This window comes from Brevibacillus sp. Leaf182 (genome assembly GCF_001423865.2).
Taxonomy (GTDB): domain Bacteria; phylum Bacillota; class Bacilli; order Brevibacillales; family Brevibacillaceae; genus Brevibacillus; species Brevibacillus brevis_C.
The window spans coordinates 257,721-277,392 of record NZ_LMPN02000031.1; the positions used below are offsets into that span (position 1 = coordinate 257,721).

At 46.8% G+C, this 19,672-nt stretch carries 20 protein-coding genes and 1 riboswitch; of the genes, 12 read left to right on the forward strand and 8 right to left on the reverse strand.

Annotated features, from left to right (window positions below; genetic code table 11):
- The first annotated feature begins 135 nt into the window (after nt 1–135).
- On the forward strand, nt 136–753 hold the full coding sequence (locus tag ASG16_RS22715; protein WP_007728239.1) for a DUF47 domain-containing protein: 618 nt from the start codon (nt 136–138) through the stop codon (nt 751–753).
- Complete coding sequence (locus tag ASG16_RS22720; protein ID WP_056486401.1) at nt 746–1,765, forward strand: inorganic phosphate transporter; 1,020 nt, start codon at nt 746–748, stop codon at nt 1,763–1,765. Before ASG16_RS22715 ends, ASG16_RS22720 begins: the two co-directional genes overlap by 8 nt.
- 69 nt (nt 1,766–1,834) lie before the next feature.
- Here ASG16_RS22720 and ASG16_RS22725 read toward each other — a convergent pair whose 3' ends face one another.
- The 3 genes from ASG16_RS22725 to ligD all read right to left on the reverse strand — a co-directional run bounded on the left by ASG16_RS22725 (nt 1,835) and on the right by ligD (nt 3,972).
- Entirely contained in the window at nt 1,835–2,074 is a 240-nt protein-coding gene (locus tag ASG16_RS22725) for a hypothetical protein (RefSeq protein ID WP_056486402.1), read from the reverse strand.
- Nucleotides 2,075–2,198: 124 nt separating this feature from the next.
- Nucleotides 2,199–2,996 carry a prolipoprotein diacylglyceryl transferase gene (gene lgt / locus ASG16_RS22730; RefSeq protein ID WP_048033596.1) on the reverse strand — a complete coding sequence of 266 codons (798 nt, stop codon included), beginning with the start codon at nt 2,994–2,996 and terminating at the stop codon, nt 2,199–2,201.
- A gap of 73 nt (nt 2,997–3,069) precedes the next feature.
- Nucleotides 3,070–3,972: a non-homologous end-joining DNA ligase gene (ligD, locus tag ASG16_RS22735; protein WP_056486403.1), complete on the reverse strand. Its 903-nt coding sequence runs from the start codon at nt 3,970–3,972 to the stop codon at nt 3,070–3,072.
- Between the two features lie 169 nt (nt 3,973–4,141).
- On the opposite strand from ligD, the gene ASG16_RS22740 reads away from it, so the two are divergent.
- From ASG16_RS22740 to ASG16_RS22755, 4 genes are read left to right on the forward strand one after another with little or no spacing between them, the layout of a single operon-like run.
- The gene (locus tag ASG16_RS22740; RefSeq protein WP_370444412.1) at nt 4,142–5,722 is read left to right on the forward strand and encodes a spore germination protein; all 1,581 of its coding nucleotides are present in this window, start codon (nt 4,142–4,144) and stop codon (nt 5,720–5,722) included.
- Nucleotides 5,719–6,885, forward strand: coding sequence for a Ger(x)C family spore germination protein (locus ASG16_RS22745; protein ID WP_056486405.1), 1,167 nt, complete (start codon nt 5,719–5,721; stop codon nt 6,883–6,885). Before ASG16_RS22740 ends, ASG16_RS22745 begins: the two co-directional genes overlap by 4 nt.
- Nucleotides 6,878–7,114: a hypothetical protein gene (locus ASG16_RS22750; protein ID WP_056486407.1), complete on the forward strand. Its 237-nt coding sequence runs from the start codon at nt 6,878–6,880 to the stop codon at nt 7,112–7,114. The genes ASG16_RS22745 and ASG16_RS22750 overlap by 8 nt, the downstream gene beginning before the upstream one ends.
- A 12-nt stretch (nt 7,115–7,126) precedes the next feature.
- Complete coding sequence (locus tag ASG16_RS22755) at nt 7,127–8,485, forward strand: GerAB/ArcD/ProY family transporter (RefSeq protein WP_056486410.1); 1,359 nt, start codon at nt 7,127–7,129, stop codon at nt 8,483–8,485.
- 21 nt (nt 8,486–8,506) lie between these two features.
- Here the strand turns inward: ASG16_RS22755 and ASG16_RS22760 are convergent, their stop codons facing one another.
- Nucleotides 8,507–9,448 (reverse strand): ATP-dependent DNA ligase, encoded by a 942-nt coding sequence (locus ASG16_RS22760; RefSeq protein WP_056486412.1) that lies wholly within the window; start codon nt 9,446–9,448, stop codon nt 8,507–8,509.
- A 399-nt stretch (nt 9,449–9,847) separates the two neighbouring features.
- Here ASG16_RS22760 and ASG16_RS22765 point away from each other — a divergent pair, with 399 nt between their 5' ends.
- Nucleotides 9,848–10,177, forward strand: a complete 330-nt coding sequence (locus tag ASG16_RS22765; protein WP_056486416.1) for a DUF1904 family protein — start codon at nt 9,848–9,850, stop codon at nt 10,175–10,177.
- A 234-nt stretch (nt 10,178–10,411) separates the two neighbouring features.
- On the opposite strand, the gene thiC is transcribed toward ASG16_RS22765, so the two are convergent.
- Nucleotides 10,412–12,166: a phosphomethylpyrimidine synthase ThiC gene (gene thiC, locus ASG16_RS22770; protein WP_056486420.1), complete on the reverse strand. Its 1,755-nt coding sequence runs from the start codon at nt 12,164–12,166 to the stop codon at nt 10,412–10,414.
- A 149-nt stretch (nt 12,167–12,315) separates the two neighbouring features.
- Nucleotides 12,316–12,428, reverse strand: a riboswitch (TPP riboswitch).
- A 247-nt stretch (nt 12,429–12,675) separates the two neighbouring features.
- Between thiC and ASG16_RS22775 the strand changes: the two genes are divergently transcribed.
- On the forward strand, nt 12,676–13,557 hold the full coding sequence (locus ASG16_RS22775) for a cation diffusion facilitator family transporter (RefSeq protein ID WP_048033588.1): 882 nt from the start codon (nt 12,676–12,678) through the stop codon (nt 13,555–13,557).
- Nucleotides 13,558–13,616: 59 nt separating this feature from the next.
- On the opposite strand, the gene ku is transcribed toward ASG16_RS22775, so the two are convergent.
- Nucleotides 13,617–14,567, reverse strand: a complete 951-nt coding sequence (gene ku / locus ASG16_RS22780) for a non-homologous end joining protein Ku (RefSeq protein WP_056486422.1) — start codon at nt 14,565–14,567, stop codon at nt 13,617–13,619.
- Nucleotides 14,568–14,691: 124 nt separating this feature from the next.
- On the reverse strand, nt 14,692–14,835 hold the full coding sequence (locus ASG16_RS31020; RefSeq protein WP_016743266.1) for a hypothetical protein: 144 nt from the start codon (nt 14,833–14,835) through the stop codon (nt 14,692–14,694).
- Between the two features lie 465 nt (nt 14,836–15,300).
- On the opposite strand from ASG16_RS31020, the gene rsmD reads away from it, so the two are divergent.
- Both rsmD and coaD read left to right on the forward strand, forming a co-directional pair.
- Complete coding sequence (gene rsmD, locus ASG16_RS22790; RefSeq protein ID WP_048033586.1) at nt 15,301–15,867, forward strand: 16S rRNA (guanine(966)-N(2))-methyltransferase RsmD; 567 nt, start codon at nt 15,301–15,303, stop codon at nt 15,865–15,867.
- A gap of 46 nt (nt 15,868–15,913) precedes the next feature.
- Nucleotides 15,914–16,393 carry a pantetheine-phosphate adenylyltransferase gene (coaD, locus tag ASG16_RS22795; RefSeq protein WP_056486425.1) on the forward strand — a complete coding sequence of 160 codons (480 nt, stop codon included), beginning with the start codon at nt 15,914–15,916 and terminating at the stop codon, nt 16,391–16,393.
- 1 nt (nt 16,394) lies between these two features.
- On the opposite strand, the gene spoVV is transcribed toward coaD, so the two are convergent.
- Nucleotides 16,395–17,627 (reverse strand): dipicolinic acid transporter SpoVV, encoded by a 1,233-nt coding sequence (gene spoVV / locus ASG16_RS22800; RefSeq protein ID WP_056486428.1) that lies wholly within the window; start codon nt 17,625–17,627, stop codon nt 16,395–16,397.
- Between the two features lie 148 nt (nt 17,628–17,775).
- On the opposite strand from spoVV, the gene ASG16_RS22805 reads away from it, so the two are divergent.
- Together ASG16_RS22805 and ASG16_RS22810 are read left to right on the forward strand one after the other, a co-directional pair.
- The gene (locus tag ASG16_RS22805; protein WP_056486434.1) at nt 17,776–18,570 is read left to right on the forward strand and encodes a patatin-like phospholipase family protein; all 795 of its coding nucleotides are present in this window, start codon (nt 17,776–17,778) and stop codon (nt 18,568–18,570) included.
- Nucleotides 18,567–19,634, forward strand: a complete 1,068-nt coding sequence (locus ASG16_RS22810) for a SepM family pheromone-processing serine protease (RefSeq protein ID WP_056486437.1) — start codon at nt 18,567–18,569, stop codon at nt 19,632–19,634. Before ASG16_RS22805 ends, ASG16_RS22810 begins: the two co-directional genes overlap by 4 nt.
- Nucleotides 19,635–19,672 lie beyond the last annotated feature (38 nt).

Below are 19,672 nucleotides of genomic sequence, written 5' to 3' on the forward strand. Positions count from 1 at the left end.
AGGGCATTTACAAAAACTTAATAATTCCTTAAAGAAAAATATACACACTTGACCTTGATTTTAAATTTACGGAAACAATAACTTTCGATATAATCTGTTAGGTGTCATCTATTCAAAGGAGTGAAGAAGTCCCGTATGTTGAAATCTAACAAGTATATCTTCTTTGATCTGTTCGAGCAGCAGATTGCCACTGTGCACAAAGGAACGCATCTTTTCTATGAAATGATAGGTAACTATCAAGATCTAGAAACAAAGGTTAAGGCAATCAAGGCTGTTGAGAAAGAAGGAGACGAGATTGTTCGTCGCATCATGAACGAGTTAAACTCTACTTTTATCACTCCGCTTGAGCGTGAAGACATTCACCAACTCGCTCATACGATGGACTCGATGATCGACTACATTGACGGTGTCGCTGATCGCATGTATCTGTACCAAGTGACTCAACCAGATCCACGTGTACTGGCACAAGCCAATATTTTGGTGAAATGCTCGGCTAAGTTGATCGAGCTGATTCGCACACTGCGCAAGCTGGATCATAAAGTCGTGACACAAATCGCTGGGGAAATCAAAGATTTGGAGCATGAATCTGACTCCAACTACCGCAAAATGGTATCTGATTTGTTGAATTCTCCTGATACCAACCCTATGGAAGCGATCAAGCTCAAAGAGATTTACGATAAGCTCGAAGACTGTGCTGACTTCGCTGAGGACGTCTCCAACCTGGTAGAAGGGATCGTGTTAAAGAATGCCTGATCTTTCGCCAGAGTTGCTTATTCTGGTACTCGTCGTCATCATGGCGCTAGCTTTTGACTTTATCAATGGTTTTCACGATACAGCGAATGCAATTGCGACTTCTGTTTCGACGCGTGCATTAAGTCCGAAAACCGCGATTATTATTGCATCCTTGTGTAACTTGATTGGTGCACTCTCGTATACAGGTGTAGCGAAGACAATCGGGGGAGGCATTACCGATCCATTCAAGTTGGAAAATGGACTGGTCGTCGTTTTGGCTGCGTTGACATCTGCGATTTTGTGGAACCTAATCACCTGGTGGTTCGGAATTCCTAGCTCGTCCTCGCACGCGATTATCGGCGGCGTTGCAGGTGCTGCTTTTGGTGCCGCAGGAAGTGGTGCTATTAACTGGGCAGGCTTCATTAGCATTATCCAAGCGTTGATCGTATCACCGCTTGTTGCCTTTGCTGTAGGTTTTGTCGTGATCAAGCTGGTGTCTTGGTTTGTTCGTAACTCAGCGTACCACAAAACCAATCGAAATTTCCGTTCGATGCAAGTCGTGTCAGCAGCTTGGCAGGCCTTCAGCCATGGCGCCAACGATGCGCAAAAAACAATGGGCGTAATCACCCTTGCTCTGATTTCTGGTAATTTCTTGGTACAAGAACCAGGCGAATTCACTATTCCACTGTGGGTAAAACTCTCAGCCGCTATTGCAATGGCTTTAGGTACAGCCTTTGGTGGATGGCGTATCATCAAGACTTTGGGTGGTAAGATTATGAAAATCAAGCCAATTTCCGGTTTCTCAGCAGACCTGTCTTCTGCCTTGATTATCACAATCTTTACAGCTTTGAAACTGCCAGTGAGCACAACGCATGTAATCACATCCGCCATCTTGGGGGTTGGGGCATCGCAAAAGCTGAACGCAGTAAAATGGGGCTTGGCTGGCCGGATTTTGGTCACTTGGGTCATTACCCTTCCGATTACCGGACTTTTGGCTGCTGCATGCTACGTCGTGTTTGACGTATTCCTGTAGAGCTACAGCTTTATCCAACAGATAACAGACACCTTTCCGTGTAGAGTACGCGGGAAGGTGTCTTTTTCATTAACTTGATCCAGTTAAACGCTCCCATATTCCGGGCTTGGGTTTAATTTGCACGAGGCGTACAGCGGAGAATGGGATATAATCCAGTGAGCCATCCCGCTCTTCAATTAATATGCCATTTGGGCTGTAATCATACAATTTGCCTTCTGCATATGCGGATAATCCTTGGCCGATCATACCTGGAGCAAAATGAATACGTACGTAGCGATCGAGATACTCTTCCAAAATTCCATCATCCATCTTATTCCTCTCCTTTTTCATTCTTTCTCCTAGTTATTTCCTGCATTGCGACAATTCAGACAAGGCAAAGAAAAAACCACCCAGTCGGACTGACCTGAGTGGCAATGGATATGGCATGTTGACGTTATTCGATCGAGTTTTGGGAATGTCCTGTCTGCTTGCTTTTACGTGCAAACACGAGCAACAAGATGACACCGGCAGCAATTAAGCACAGGCTGACTAATTGAGCGACACGTAGGGTATCGGCTATTAACAGACTGTCTGTACGCATTCCCTCAATGTAGAAGCGACCGATTGAATACAGAATCATGTAGCTGAACAAGACCTGTCCATCGAATTTTTTGAATCGGTACAGCATGAACATGAGAATGGCGAAAACGAGGAGGTTCCATAGCGATTCGTACAAGAACGTAGGGTGGTAGTATTGTCCGCCGATAAACATTTGCTCGCGGATGAATGCAGGGAACTTCTCCATGAATTCAGCAGAAACAACATCACCATGTGCTTCCTGGTTAATAAAGTTACCCCAACGTCCGATAGCCTGCCCCAGAATAACGCTGGGCATAAAAATGTCAGCCAAACGAAGGAACGGCAGATTATGTTTTCGAATATACCAGCTTCCTGCCAGAACACCACCGATTAATCCACCGTGAATAGCCAAACCGCCTTGCCAAACTGCAAAGATGTCCAGTGGATTGTCTTTGTACTGCTCCCATTCAAACGTTACATAATACAATCTTGCACAAACGATGGCTGCTGGAATGATCAGAACCACCATGTTCAAGACGTGATCAGGATCAATGCCAGAACGTTTGGAATTGTAGCGTGCGAGATAAGTACCCAAGAAAAACGCCAGCCCCATAATAATGCCATACCAGTGAATCTTTAAGGGGCCGATTGCAATTGCGATCGGATCAATCATGAATGTGCCTCCTTGCCTCAAAACATCTGTGCCAAGTATAGCACAAATACGCTGCTGGATTCCAACTAATGGCTTACTGGGACTGCAAAAAGCCGAGGATGGCATCAAGGGAGGCTCGTTTCGTCGGAGCAGATACGGATGAGAATAAATCTCCGAACGTTTCCAGCCGTTTGGGCACCGAATAAACGGTGAAGTCTGTGGGATGACAATGGGGAACCTCCTCCCACAGGAGTGGTGTTGATACGGTTGCCTGTTCTTTTGCACGGGTAGAATAAGGTACTGGCAATGTTTTCCCCCGCCAGTGTTGCAAATAGTCAATGTACAGCTTATCTCCCCGATTTTTCACCAAGCGCTCGATAGTTAATAGGGAGGGATGCTTGCTGACTAAATAGGATGCGATGAAATGTCCGACCTGGCGTGTCTGTTCAAACGTATAGCGGAGTTCAATCGGAATGTATATTTGCAAGCCGCTGGAACCAGATGTTTTGACCCATGAAGGAAGCTGTAATTCATCGAGCAACTGTTTCAGCAAGAGGGCAGACTCTATCACGACGGCAAAATCATCTGTGGAAGGGTCGAGGTCAAAAACGAGCTCTGTCGGAGTCTCATCCTTGGCGAGGTGAAAGGAGACGTGCCACTCCAAGGCCGCTTGATTTGCCATCCACACGAGTGTCGCCCGGTCATTGCACAGGACATAACGAACATTTTCCCACGTATGCGTTTGTATCCAGTCAGGCGCATAGTCAGGGGCGTTTTTTTGATAGAAGTGCTTGTCACCAATTCCGTGAGGGTAGCGAATGACGGTTAAGAGTCGATCTTTGCTATACCGTAGGAGTGGGGCTGCGACAACCAGCAAATAGCGCAAGTAATCTAGCTTGGTTACCTTGGCCTGTGGCCATAGAGGCTTGTCAGGATTTGTAATCGACAATGTATGATGGTCAATCTTCAGCTCGTACTCTTTTGTTGCAGGACACAATGATGTTTTCACCTTCTTTTTAAAAGGTAGTAGGTGTTCCTACTATCTCCCATCCGTGGTTCTCTATGTAAAAGGAATACCTCTTTGCATATATTTCCTGCCGATCAACCATAATACGGGTAGATTTCCAGTGGTTGGTGATGAAATGAAATTCAAGAAGAAAGATAAAATGAAAGAACTGATTGAGACAATGAATGCCTGTAGCTTGATTGAGCTGGAGGGTATACCGATTTCGCCTCGATTGGAAGAGAACATTGAACTGTTGAAAAAAATGTTCGCGGATTGCTCCGATTTTGTCATACGAGAATTCTGCCAAAAAAACAGTGTCCGAGCGATTGCTGTCTTCGTAGATGGGCTAATTGATACCAAAGAGGTCAATTCTGCACTGAAATCGTTAATGGTACTTGAAGACGGCGATGAAGATATAAAAGTGATAGAAGAGTCACTTTTGCCCGTTTCGCAGATGGGAAGAGTAAACGATTATAAAAAGCTGCTACAAGCAGTGCTCTCAGGTGATACAGGCATTCTTGTAGAGGGAAATACAGAGGCGCTGACGCTCGGCATTCGTGGAGCAGAAAAACGCTCAGTTAACGAACCAGAAGGAGAAGCGGTCGTACGGGGGCCGCGTGAGGGCTTTATCGAAAATATTCGCACGAACACGTCGATGCTGCGGCGCAAATTGCGAACACCTCGATTGAAAATGAAGTCCTTGGTAGTTGGACGTGAGACGAACACCAATCTGGTGGTTGCCTTTCTGGATGGGATTGCTGATCCAGAGATCGTACAGGAGGTCACTGGTCGAATCAGTAAGATCAATTTAGATGCTGTGCTGGAAAGTGGATACATCGAAGAGATGATCCAGGATAACACGTACTCGCCTTTCCCTCAGGTTATGTATTCCGAGCGCCCAGACACCGTTGCTGCGGCATTGCTGGAGGGACGTATCGCGATATTTGTAGATGGGACACCGATGGTTTTGATCGTGCCTGTTACGTTTTGGATGATGATGCAGGCCAGTGAGGATTATTACGAACGCTTTCAAATGGCTACCCTTGTTCGACTGCTGCGTTATGTATTTCTCATCATTTCGCTCATTACCCCTGCCTTATACGTGGCCATTACGACTTATCACCAACAGATGCTACCAACCACGCTCCTATTAAGTGTTGCTGCTGCGCGCGAGTCCATTCCATTTCCTGCGATCGTGGAGGCTTTTATCATGGAAATTTCTTTTGAAGCCTTGCGAGAAGCGGGAATTCGTCTTCCGAAAACGGTCGGGCAAGCTGTCAGTATTTTAGGTGCGCTGGTCGTTGGTCAGGCAGCCGTGCAGGCAGGGATTGTTTCTGCCCCCATGGTTATCGTTGTATCGCTTACAGGGATTGCCTCGTTTACGATCCCACATTTTAATGCATCGATTTCACTCCGAATGCTGCGTTTTCCGATCATGATAGCGGCTTCGATCCTCGGCATCTATGGAATGCTGGTAGCATTATTGCTGATCCTCGGGCATATGGCTAATCTGCGCTCTTTTGGTGTCCCTTATTTATCGCCGCTAGGACCGATGTCGGTCGGCGATCTCAAAGACGTACTGATTAGAGCTCCATGGTCGATGATGGAAAAACGCCCGAGCTTTTTGGGCGTACAAAATGCAAGGCGTATGAACAATGGTTTTGCTAATTCTATTCAGCAAAGAGGAGGGCAATCAGGGGTGACAGGCAACCGTCATTCAAATGAGGAGGGGCAATCGTGAAGGCTGTGACCCGCATTTTGGTGGTGTCGCTCTGTATGTTCCTGGTATCTGGTTGTTGGGATCGCCGTGAAGTAAATGATATGGCTATCGTCATTGCAATGGCGATGGATAAGGAACCAGACGGCAGGTATCGGTTATCCATTCAGGTCCCTCTGGTCAGTAGCCTGGGCGCCCAGTCCGGAGGTGGTGGGGGGACGAGTGGTGATAAGAGTTATTACGTTGATTCCGCAGTAGGCAGGACAATTCGGGAAGCGAATGGATTGATCCAAGCAAGAATGTCTCGAGAAATTTATTACTCCCATCACCGGATGATCGTCATAGGCGAAGAACTGGCGAAGGACGGAATGTCAGATGTGCTGGATATTGTGGCGCGCTTTCCGGAAAACAGATTAACAGCTTACATTGTCATGACAAAAGGCAAAGCAATTGAATTACTAACCGCACAGCCGCAATTTGAACGCTTTTCAGGAGAAGCGATGCGTGAGTTGGTCAAGATGGGGGGCATTACGGTAACGTTGAAGGATGTGGCTCAGATGCTCGGTACACCAGGGGTTGATGCCATTTTACCCGTTCTGGCAGCTGTGAATTCCCATCCGAAAGGCAAGTCAAAAGAAGTAGAGGCGACGGGGGTAGGCTTATTTCGACACGATAAGCTCGTAACCATTGCGAAGCCTAAAGAACTGCTCGGCTTGCGATTGTTCCAACGGGATTACACACCGTTTTCTGTTGTGCTGTCTCTTAACAAGCATGAACGGCTTACGATAAGTCTTTCGAAAGGGAGGGCGAATATCAAGCCCGTGATAAGGAAAGGCCACATCCATTTCAAAATTGATCTATACGCTGCTGCCGTTGTGGTAGAGAATTTGTCAAACCTCGATCTCGAGGAAGAGAAAAATATTAGAATCCTGCAATCGAAGCTCGTCGAGCAAATCAATCACGGTGTGAAACATATGATGCAAACGATCCAACAGAAACGAACAGACTTCATTGGGTTAGGAATAGCATTGTCAAGGAATTATCCGCGAGAGTGGCGAGACCGATATCGGAACAGGTGGAATGAGGAGCTTCCGAAAATCACATATGAAATCCGATCCAAAGTGAACATGACTAATTTCGGGCAGACAACGAAAAATATTACCAAAGGTGAAGATGATTATGAATAGAATATTTCTGCTCTTTTTTGTCCTCATGTTGGTACTTTCCTTTGGAGAATTTATCCTGAAGCGAAAAGGTATGGATGGGAGACAGCAGCGAGTCATTGTTATTTTCTACACCCTAACCATTGTTTTTCTGATTGCATTGCAATTCCAGTATTATCAAGTGCTACCCACGAGTAATTTGATGAACTTTCTATCTCCTCATGTGAAGTGGTGGGTGGATCAGTTCGTATAAGGAGGCCCACGTATGATTCACAAGCAAGTTGTCAATCATCGACAAATTGCCTGGCTGGTCGGCAGTGTCTTGATGACAGGAATGATGATCAGTTTCTTGCGGTCTGTTGTTCAGGTAGCAAGGATGGATGCTTGGTTCTCTCAAATTTTACCCATCTTTTATGCGATTTTTATTGCCTACGTTTTGAGTGGACTGGTTGAGGCCTACCCTGGGAAAAATATCTTTGAAATCTTGTTTATTATTGGCGGGAAGTGGATTGGTGGAGCTATCAATCTCCTCATTTTGTTTTACGTTTGGATCATCCTGGCGGTCGATATTAAAGGGGCTGCTGATTTTTTACATATCTCGTTATTGCCAAACACGCCATTGGAGGTCATCTTACTCGTCTTCGTCTTACTGATGATGTACTATGGCAAAACGAGTCTTGAGGTGGCGGCTCGGGTAAATGAGTTTTATTTTCCTATTTATTTCATCATGTGCATTTCGCTCTATTTCCTGCTGATTAATGAATACAACATAGAGCGATTGGAACCAATCTTAACCAGTAACCTGGATCGGATCGTGGTCAGCAACCTTTTACCAGTGGGTATATATGGTGATATTTTTCTCATTGGGGCATTCTTACATGCCATTGTAGAGCCGCGGCTATTTTATGCTGCGATGAAGCACGGAGTCATCATTGTCGGCTTTGGGACGACGATTATGTTGCTCGTTTTGCTCGGGGTAATGGGCTTCATTATCGCTGGTAGACTGAATTTCCCCATCTATATTCTCGTCCAACAAATCCACGTCACAGATTTTCTGGACAGGGTCGAAATGATCCTTTTTAGTGTTTGGTTCCCGGCTTTCACAATCAAAGTCATAGTCGCTTACTTGGCATTTTTAGTGGGGGTGGGATCATTTGGGGGACAGCGGCATTACAATACATTCAATGCTCCGTGTGGATGGTTTATCGTTGTATCGTCCATATTTGCGTTTCCAAATGTAGCCAATATCGATCAATTTATAAGTTATAGCTTGCCGTTGTTCGTGTTCGTCTTTCAATTCCCGTTGGCGATCTTTTTGCTCATTCACGTAAGAAGAAGGAACAAAGGAAGAGAGCAAAGCCTCATTCCCGAAGGAACGAAGCTTTATCGATTTTACCGGTCGATGGTGTGGATCACGACAGTCTGTTTGAGTGGTTGTGTGATCGTGATTTTGATTGGGGACTTTTTCAAGGATAAATCAGCGGTTGGAGGGGTGACGACAGCTGTTGTGTATATTGCCCTCTTACTAGTAGCCCTGCTGACGAGCTACGGGGAAATGCAGGCTCTTAATCATGGCAAACAAAAGCTGGGGAGAGCAAAACAGTCTGGTTCGTTTCGACAATGAGGTCGAAAGCCAAGGGGTTCCTTACTCGAAAACACACTGGTGTGGAGGGACATCCACAAAGCCTTGTATGCTTGGCTGTCGCAAGGAATGCCCTTCCTTCCACTCTGCAAATTTGATTTTGACGGTAATTTCCGGCTGTATCCATAAAGTATTGGCTGCGCGTGGTGGCTTGTTAACAAAAGACATCTTCTGTTGGACGAGGGGCTGTATTCGCTCCGTTAAAGCGCGCCAGTCCGTTTGCGTCAATTTTCCAGTACCTGCATGACCGATGTACCAAAAAGAACCTTGTTGATCAAACAGGCCCAGAAGCAACGAATTGACAATCTGATTCCGAAGCGTAACCCCGCCTACCACAGCGATGAGATCCCGGTAATACTTTTTCTTTCTCCAGCGTTGATCTTTCCCATTGACCAAGTAGCTGCTCGACGCATCCTTCATCATGATTCCTTCCATGCCTTGAGCTTCTATGACGCGGTAAAGAGCGTCTCCATCAGCAAAATTTTCAACGAGCTGGACATGAGTAGTAGGAGTGATGATTTTTGCGAGTATTTGTTGTCGCTCTGAGAGTGGGTAGGAAGTTACCCATTCATCATTCCAGTACAGGACATCGAAGACCATGTATGTGACAGGGACAAGCTTTTGTATCTGGGAGACCTTCTCTAAACGGCGCAGCCCGTCTCTTTTCATGACCTCGTAAAAAGAAGGCTTTCCATCCGGGCCGAGAGCGATTATTTCCCCATCCAAAATCACAGAATCAGCATGACAATACGACCGAAGATCGGTTACTTCTGGATAATGGAAAGTCCGTTCATTTAATTTTCTGTTGAACAGTTTGACTTCTTGTCCATCGTAGTAGGTAAGAATGCGAACACCATCCCATTTCACTTGGCCTATCCATTGTGGTCCTACAGGTATAGCTTCCGTGCTGATAGGCTCAAAAGGAAAAAGCGGAGTTAGTTCCATAGCTGCCACCTTTATGTTTAGTTGGGACTTGCCCGGTTTTCTAATACAGTTTCACGGATAGGCATGATCTATACGAGTGGGGCTGGCGGATGAACTCCTGTTAGAATTTTACGAAACTTTTTCATTGATTAAGTATTGAATTCGAGCTATACTACCTGTATAAAGTAACCAATGGGTCAGCGGATTGGGCTGTATCTGGTTGAGCTGCTTCCTCCTTCCGTGGTACGTCCACCACACCTCATGGGAAGGGAGCTGCTCTCTGATATGGCCCTCTTTGTGTCTCTTGTTCCAATTGGGAATGTTTGTTGTTCACTTTCTTTAATCCTTTTTTCATTGATATACAATTAGAGACTTGTTTATAATGACTGTGCGAACTCATTTACGAAAGAAGGAATTGACTTGCCGTTTCTTCGGTTTAAAGGCTTTGCGAAGCAAGACATAGAGCCCGTTTCTCAGATTCTCATAGAAGAGTTTTCCAAAATTGCTGAAGTAGCTCAGGAAAAGGTGAAATTAGAGCTGCTTCAGGTAGAGCAATTGACGAACAGTCCTTTGTCTGTAGAGATCATGATGTTTCCCCGTGAACAAAAGCAGCATGACGCGATTGCTAGTGCCATACACGGCATTTTGAAGAAGCAAGGCTTTCTGCATATCCATATTTTCTTCATTCTGCTATCGCCCTCTCTCTATTATAAAGAAGGACTTCCGTTGCAAGTTGGAATGACGAAATAAGCAAGAAAAAAGGTCGAGATCCACCAAAGGGATTTCGACCTTTTTCTATTAATAATAAAGGCTTTCGGTTTGCAGGCACTTCGAGCAGGTTCGCGTAAGTGGAGTTTCGATATAGACGTGGCTGCAGTCCTGTTGAATCAGCCGCAATTGTTGTTTAAATTGTTCTAGCTCAGCTTCTAATCGACTGATCTTTTCGCGTAAAAGACTAGCTTCCTCCATAGGCTTCCTCCTTCATTACGGCTGGTACAAACGGCTTCCTTGTTCGCGGAACTCACGCGATTTTTCCTGCATCCCTGCAAGAATGGCGGGGTCTTGGGCACCCCCTTGTTCATTGGCAATGTGACGAATGTCGTGCGATATTTTCATGCTGCAAAATTTAGGTCCGCACATGGAACAAAAATGGGCTGACTTGGCGGCTTCTGCTGGCAATGTTTCGTCGTGATATTCGCGGGCGCGCTCCGGGTCCAGAGACAAATTGAATTGATCGTTCCAGCGAAAATCAAAACGAGCTTTGGACAAGGCGTCGTCACGCTGTTTTGCTCGGGGATGTCCTTTTGCGAGATCAGCGGCATGCGCTGCGATTTTGTATGCGATTAAACCGTTGCGGACATCCTCTTTATTGGGTAGACCGAGGTGCTCCTTAGGTGTTACGTAGCAGAGCATCGCTGTTCCGAACCATCCGATCATGGCGGCCCCAATCGCTGAAGTGATGTGATCATAGCCGGGAGCAATATCTGTCGTGAGTGGCCCCAGTGTGTAAAAAGGAGCCTCATGGCAAATGGATAACTGTTTATCCATATTTTCGCGAATGAGATGCATGGGGACGTGACCAGGGCCTTCAATCATGACTTGTACGTCGTGTTCCCACGCAATTTTTGTGAGTTCTCCTAATGTTTCAAGCTCCGCGAACTGCGCCTCGTCATTCGCATCCGCGATAGAGCCAGGACGTAGTCCATCTCCGAGGGATACACAAATGTCGTAGGCCTTCAGAATTTCGCAAATTTCAGCGAAATGCGTATACAAAAAGTTTTCCTCATGATGGGCCAGGCACCATGCAGCCAAAATCGATCCGCCGCGAGAGACGATACCAGTAACACGGTTAGCTGTCATAGGAATGTAGCGCAAGAGAACACCAGCATGAATGGTGAAGTAATCGACGCCTTGTTCTGCTTGCTCAATCAAGGTGTCTCGGTAAACCTCCCATGTCAAATCCTCAGCTTTCCCATTTACTTTTTCAAGTGCTTGATAAATCGGGACAGTACCGACTGGAACGGGACTGTTGCGGATAATCCACTCCCGCGTGGTGTGTATATGTTTTCCCGTCGAGAGGTCCATTATAGTGTCGGCACCCCACCGAACCGACCAAATCATTTTTTCGACTTCTTCTTCCATCGATGAGCTGACAGCTGACGTTCCGATGTTGGCATTGATTTTGACATGAAAGTTGCGGCCAATGATCATCGGCTCGCTTTCCGGATGATTGACGTTAGAAGGGAGAATCGCACGTCCAGCGGCAATTTCTGCCCGTACAAATTCAGGGGAGACACCCTCGCGAATGGCAACGTATTCCATTTCCGGTGTGATGATATTTTTTCGGGCATAATGAAGCTGGGTAACATTTTTCCCTGGCTTTGCCCGTTTTGGTTTGTAGCCCTCTCGAGGGAAAGTGGGGAGGGTGGTTGCCTTTTCTTCATTTCGGATGCCGTCGTCAACTAGTTGTGGTTCGCGACCGACATACGTTTCCGCATCATTTCGCTCATCGATCCACATGTGGCGGATGGAGGGCAGTCCTGCTTGAATGTCAGGAACGTACCCGGTTGCGGTATATTCGCCACTCGTATCGTACACGCGAAGAGGAGGATTGGATGTGGAGCCAGACAATCCTTCGGTAGGATGAAGAGAAATCTCGCGCATCGGGACACGAATGTCCGCACGACTACCTATTTCGTATACTTTGTGACTGCCTGGAAAAGATGACACCAATGACATAAGAAAAACCTCCTTGTTTTGGTTGCACGAAAGCGAGAACCGTTTAGGGAGGCGAAAGAAACATCCCGCGAAAAAGCGCCGCATAAACAACATGCGACGCCAACGCGAGAGTAGAGAAGAAACGGGTATCCTAAAAATACACGCATCTTTTCGTGTCGTATATGACATTCCTCCGCTGGCATTACCCAGTTCAGGTTCAACGGTCGATGGCACAGTACCATCCTCTCAGCCTGGTGAATTCCAAGCTCCCGTGCTTTTTTATTTTGGATTGCAAGAATAGGATAACGGGAAGTCCAATGAATTTCAAGGAAAATTTTCCAATGAAAATATTGCGGGTGTGCAACACATTTTCCTCCCCCCTATTCTCATGAATCGGACTAAAACTGTTTCTGTAGACCCACATGAATCCTATCTGATACGATGAAGTTCGAAAAAAAGCAACTGCTTCCAGCGCTTTGATTTTTCTCGTTGTCGAAGCAGGATGGAGAAGTATTTTGAGGTGATGAGGTATGGATGTTTATTCGGATCTAAAACAAGGAGAACGTGGAGCGTGGGTGAGTATTTTCGCCTACATATTCTGCTCTGTATTAAAAATAGGAGTTGCGTATGTCACTGCGTCGGAAGCTTTAATGGCTGATGGTCTTAACAACTCAACGGATGTCGTCGCATCGATTGCTGTTTTAATCGGGCTGCGTATTGCAAGGAAACCACCTGATAAAGATCACCCGTATGGCCATTTTCGGGCGGAGACGATTTCAGCACTTGTTGCATCATTTATTATGCTATTTGTCGGAGTTCAAGTCGTTACAAATGCCGTACCATCCTTATTAGACCCACAGCATGCGGCACCTGACCTGTTGGCAGGGTGGACAGCACTTGCAACCGCAGTCATCATGCTTTTCGTCTATCGCTACAATAAAAAGCTCGCCATTAAAACAAACAGCCAAGCACTAGATGCAGCAGCCGCTGACAACCGTTCAGACGCATTCGTCAGTATCGGGACATTTATCGGGGTAGCTGGCGCACAATTCCAATTGCACTGGCTTGATCCTTTAGCTGCTTTTGTTGTTGGTCTCATCATCTTGAAGACTGCTTGGGACATTTTCAGGGAAGCAACCCACCGTTTGACAGATGGCTTTGACGAGAGCAAGCTTGCTGACCTGCGAACTACCATTTCCTCAATTTCGGGAGTGAAGGATATCAGTGACATCAAAGCCCGCTACCATGGAAGCAGCGTGCTGGTTGATGTTGTGATCCATGTAGATCCAGGTCTGAATGTGGTGGAGAGCCACACCATCACTGAGAAAATTGAAGAACAGATGCGCAAGATTCATCGGATTAACGCCGTTCATATCCATATTGAACCATGTAGGAAGATGGCGCCAAACTAGATGTCTTGATGTGAATACAAAAAAACCTGTCCAGAGTGGGCAGGTTTTTTAGTTGCAAATTAAACAGAGGTAGCTTTCTTTTTGCGTAGTGTTTTGGTTGTAGAAGTAGTCGTAGTCTTTGCTGCGCTCGCCTTTTTCGATGCTTGCTCTTTTTCGGATGAGGAGGCAGCAGTGGTGCGTTTTCGCGCAGGCTTTGACGGAGTCGGTTCAGGCTCGATTTTGATTGGGACGGCGGCTTGACCGGCTGTAGACTCCAAGCTTTCTTTGAGAGCTTGCATGAGATCAATAACATTGGTTCTTGCCACGGTAGGTGCAGTGGCGATCTCCTGACCCTCCAGTTTTTTCTCAATCAATTTTTGCAGGTCAGTTCGATACTCATCTGTATATTTTTCAGGATCAAAAGGGATTGTCATATTACTAATGAGCTCAGTTGCCATCTTCAGCTCGTTTTCGGCTAAGGGTACCGTGGCTTCTGGCAAGGCAGGTACTTGACTGACGGGACGTACCTCATCTGGATAGAAGATCGTCTCCAGCATGATGCAGTGCTCATACAGTCGAATAACGGCCAGGCTTTGCCGATTGCGCATCGTCACCTGTGCAACGCCGATCTTTCCTGTCTGTTCCATAGCGGATCGCAGCAAGGCGTAAGCTTTTTCGCCAGTGTCCTGTGGGGATAGGAAATAGCTTTTATGAAAATAAACCGGATCGATCTCTGACAAGTCTACGAAGTCGATAATTTCAATGGCTCTGCGTGTTTCTGGCGTAATGGCTTCCAGATCTTCATCGTCAATCATGACAAAATGTCCTTTTTCATATTCGAAGCCACGGACGATTTCACTCGTATCAACCTCGCGCTGGCAGTGGGGACACATTTTCGTGTACTTGATCGGGGTATTGCACTCTTTATGCAGTTGGCGAAAGCGAATATCGCGCTCTTCCGTTGCGGTAAACATGCGAACAGGTATATTGACGAGGCCGAAGCTGATCGAGCCCTTCCACACCGTATGCATGGCGGATACCTCCTTCACAGCTATTTTTGTATAGTATTTGTAACCGCATAGAAGAAATGCCGAGGGAATTGAAGGTGGAAAAGTAAAAAGCCAGCCGATTCGATGTGGCTGGCCTCTTGTATAGCTACTGCCCATGTTTGACGATGTCCGATTGATCTGCACGTGATTGCATGTCTCGCGCCAGCTCGACATCTTTGCCAGTACGGTCAGCAATGGATTGGGCTTTGGACGCCTTCAGCTTTTGTGCAGACGGTCGCTTTTCTGCCATGAACGACTCACTCCTTTCAGGCACTATACATGTAGGGGGTGTTGCAGGTACATGTAGTATGCGCTGCACACAAAAAAATACCCCATCGCCAAATGACGAGGGGCAGCCGTTCAACTCCTCCCGATGAAGGGAGCGATGGCACGAAATGCTCCTATCAGACACGTCGTGCGCCAAAGTGAACAGCCTTTCAATTATGGGAGAGGAGAAACCGGAGGAAGAGCTTATGGGGAAACGTAAGTCTTCTCCGCGGTTGTCAGCGACACCGTTGCGTCGCTATTCATCATCTTTTCCAATCGAAATGGGTTGTATACCTTTCTTGCACATAAATTTTTCCAGTTGCTAATTTTACGGGTGTATGCAGTTGTGATAGTATGATATCATTCTCAGTCTTAAAAATTGCGTTTAATAATACGCGTTGAATAACCTCTTACAACATACATAGGAAAGCAGACAGGTGAAAAAAGTATGCGAGTCATCGCTGGAGAGCACAGAGGAAGACGGTTGGCAGCAGTTCCGGGCAAAGGAACCAGACCGACAACCGATAAAGTCAAAGAATCGATTTTTAATATGATTGGTCCGTATTTCGATGGCGGGTGGGCATTGGACCTATACGCAGGAACAGGTGGTCTCGGGATCGAGGCATTGAGTAGGGGAGCGGACCGAGCTGTTTTCGTGGAGCGAGATCACAAAGCATTTGCCGTGGTAAAACAAAACGTCAGCACTTGCAGGCTAGACGATTATGCAGAACTATATCGGATGGATGCGGACCGTGCCATTCGCACACTAAGTACGCGCAATCAAAAATTTGATCTCGTCTTTTTGGATCCGCCGTACGCCCAGCAAAAAATTGTCGAAGAAATAGAGATGTTGCAGGAGCTGGGAATGTTGGCGGACGGAGCGTGGATCGTGGCTGAGCATGATATCGCAGACTCCTTTCCAGATACGATTGGTCATTGTGTGAAAGAGCGAGCGGCTAAGTATGGGGATACGGCCGTTACCGTGTATTATTGCGATTTGGAGCCACAAGCCTAACTTTCAAATCAAGGTGCAAAAGAGCACCAAGGGAGGATAACTCGCTATGGCAATCGCCGTATGTTCAGGAAGCTTCGACCCTGTTACTTATGGGCATCTCGACATTATTGCGCGGGGTGCCAACGTTTTTGATAAGGTCATTGTTGCCGTCTTGATCAATTCTAAGAAAAACTCATTGTTCAGCGTAGAAGAGCGTGTCGATTTGCTTCGTCAGGCAACCGCCGACATGAAAAATGTAGAAGTGGACTCATTTGACGGCTTGTTGATTGACTATATGAACAAAAAGGGCGCGCAGGTGATCATTCGTGGCCTTCGCGCTGTTTCAGATTTTGAATATGAGATGCAAGTCGCCTCGATTAATAAAAAGCTCGATGAAAATATCGAAACGTTTTTCATGATGACGAACAATCAATATTCATACTTGAGTTCAAGTATTGTAAAGGAAGTTGCGAAATACAAGGCGAGTGTCGCCGATTTGGTGCCCCCATTCGTCGAAGAGGCACTGAAGCGAAAAATGGCGGAGTAGATTATCGCGTCTTGCTGCGGCTTATGCGCGAAAGAGTCAGGCTGGTACACAACAGGATCGCACTGACGCCGATGGCGATTCCCCCTGATAAGAGCAAGGTCTCCCACCAAGTCGTCGCCGGAATCTCAGATTTCACCTGCGTAAATACGGGGACGGCTTTCTCCACGAACCAGGAGCTGACTGTGGCAAGAGGACCCCAAAAGACAAAGGTCAGAACCCCAGCTAGAAACGCGTGCAGCGCTCTGGCAATCAAGTAGGGGGCGACACGAATATCCGTTTCACTCAAGATACTCGCGACCTGTGCGTGAACACTCAAGCCGCCCCAGGACAATATCGCGCTGGCAATGGCCGCTTTCCAGACCAAGGAAACATTGTCAGGCACAATGCTCGCTGCTTGTGCGCCGAGGGTTACTTCGAACAATCCAGCCACGATTGCTTGGGAAAAAGTTGGTGGAAAACCAAAGGGACCGAGAATGATCGAGAGAAGCGTACTGATGATCTGTGTCAGATGAATCGTGGAGAATAGTTGAATTAATACCGAGAAAACAATGATGAAGCCTCCGATCATGAGCAATGTATTCAGGGCGGATTGCACCGCTTCTCCCATTAATCTTCCGAACGGACGTCCATCGCGGACGCGTGCCCGATGCATCGCTTGCAAAGCGCGTAAAGGAAGAGGAAGTGAATTTTTCTCCAATGGGGCTGAAGTAATGGCAAAAGGCGCATGAAAACGATAGAGTACGCCCATGAGTATAGCTGACAAATAATGAGTCACAGCTAGCGTGATGCCCATTTGCTCACTGTGAAAAAATCCGATTGCCACTGCTCCCATGACGAATAAGGGGTCTCCCGTCGTTGTAAAAGAGACGAGACGTTCACCCTCAGCCTTCGTCACATTGCCTTGCAGACGCAGGCGCGTTGTCAGCTTTGCGGCTACCGGATAGCCGGACGAAAAGCCCATAGCCAATACGAACCCGCCCGTGCCTGGAACGTTAAACAGTGGGCGCATTAATGGCTCCAGTAACACGCCGACGAAATGTACGACGCCCAGACCCATCAACACCTCAGACAGCACAATAAAGGGAAGGGTAGAGGGGAAAACTACCTCCCACCATATTTTCAGACCGCGTACGGCAGCTTCAAAAGAAATCTGCGAGTAAGCAATCAACGAAATAACAATAAAAACTGTCGAGATGGCGAGCAACAAAGTAAGTACGGGTGAATGGCGTGACATGGATTCCTCCTGAATCGAAGAAAAGTAGTAGTACATGTCTACGTGGCAGGCGGGAGAACTATGCGTAAGCTTGGTTGACGAATATCTCCCAAGTGTGAAAGGTACAGCGATTTACCACATAGGCTGGTTACGGGGGAGGGGTTTTTCCATGGAGATAAAGCGTAAACCAATCGTGGGTGTAGCCCTGGGTTCTGGGGGCGCTCGCGGTTTTGCGCATATTGGTGTATTGAATGCGCTAGAAGCACATGGCATCCAGATTGATATGCTGGCTGGCTCCAGTATGGGTAGTCTGATTGGAGCCGTCTATGCCAACGGAATTGAACCGCACATGATGGGAAAGCTTGCCCTTAATTTAAAACGCAAGCATTGGCTCGATTTGACTGTACCCAGCATGGGGTTTGTTACGGGGGAGAAGATTAAGCAATTAATTCGTCTGTTAACGCACGGAAAGCGCTTGGAAGAGCTGAACAAGCCGCTGGCTATTGTGGCAACGGATATTGAATCAGGGGAGCGAGTCGTTTTTCGTGAAGGCCCGATTGATCAAGCGGTGAGGGCGAGCATATCCATTCCAGGCATCTTCGTACCTGAAAAAGTAGGGGGGCGGCTTTTAGTCGACGGAGGAGTCATTGATCGTGTGCCTGTGACGGTGCTGCGTGAAATGGGTGCCGATATCGTAATTGCGGTAGATGTCGCCCAATTCGATACACGGATGGAGGTCAAAAGTATTTTTGATGTCATCGCCCAGACGATTGATGTGATGGAAAGGGAGATTCTGCGACATCGAATCATTGCAGCAGACATCGTAATCAGGCCGGATGTTGGACACTATAGCAGTATCGCGTACACGGGTGTCGAAGAAATTATTGAGCTAGGCGAACGTGCGGGTACTGAATATATCGAACGCATTCGGGAACTAATTGCAAATTGGGAGGCGCAAGAATGAGTGAGGAACAGCTTTATGCCAACAGACGCAGATCTACAGGAACCAGAGGCTTTAGCTGGATACTTGCCTTGGTTTTTGTCTTGTTGGGTATTTCTTTTTTTGTACCAACGAATTATTACGTGAGTCGTCCAGGTTCAGCGATTGAGTTGGGGCCGATGATTCAAGTGGAAGGCGGCAAAAAAGACGAGACCGGCGCCTTCATGCTCACGACGGTTCGAATGGGCGAAGCGAATTTGCCATGGTATTGGTATGCAAAAATGGCGCAGGATGTTGAGTTGATGCCCAAGGAACTCGTTGTCAGTAAGGGCGAGAACAGCGAAGATTTTATCCGCCGAGAACAAGCAGTCATGGACAATTCACAAAAAATCGCGGAGGCAGTCGCATTCCGTCTTGCCGGTTTCGAAGTGAAAATTGAGAAGCAGGGCGTATGGGTGATGGGCACCTTGGAAGGGTTCCCTGCCCATAAAAAATTGCAAATAGGTGATATCATTACGTTTGTAGACGGAGTTCGCACGTCTGAGGCAAAAGATTTGCTGACAGCCCTCTCTGCAAAAAAAGCAGGCGATCAGGTCGAAATTACGTACACAAGAGATGGACAAGAGGCCAAAACGATGTTAACCTTGGAACCACTACCTGAATCCAAGTCAGTTGGAATTGGTGTACGCCCTGACAACAAACAGGAAATCATTATTCCGAAAGAAGTAACCATTGCCTCGCAAGGGATTGGTGGACCTTCTGCTGGATTGATGATGACGCTGGAGATTTATGACCAGTTAAATACGGAGACGGATTTGACTAAAGGCTATAAAATTGCAGGAACAGGCACGATTTCGTTAGACGGAAAAGTAGGCAGGATCGGTGGCATTAATCAAAAGGTAATCGCAGCGGACAAAGCGGGCGCAGAGATCTTCTTTGCTCCGCAGGATACGCCAGATACGAACTCCAATTATGAGGAGGCGTTAGCGACTGCCAAGCGGATTGGAACTTCAATGAAAGTGGTTCCGGTCAAGACGGTGGAAGAAGCGATTACGTACTTGAATGGACAAAAACCGAAATCTACCTGAGCGAACTAGCTGTCAAGCAAAAATGGTTGACAAAGCTT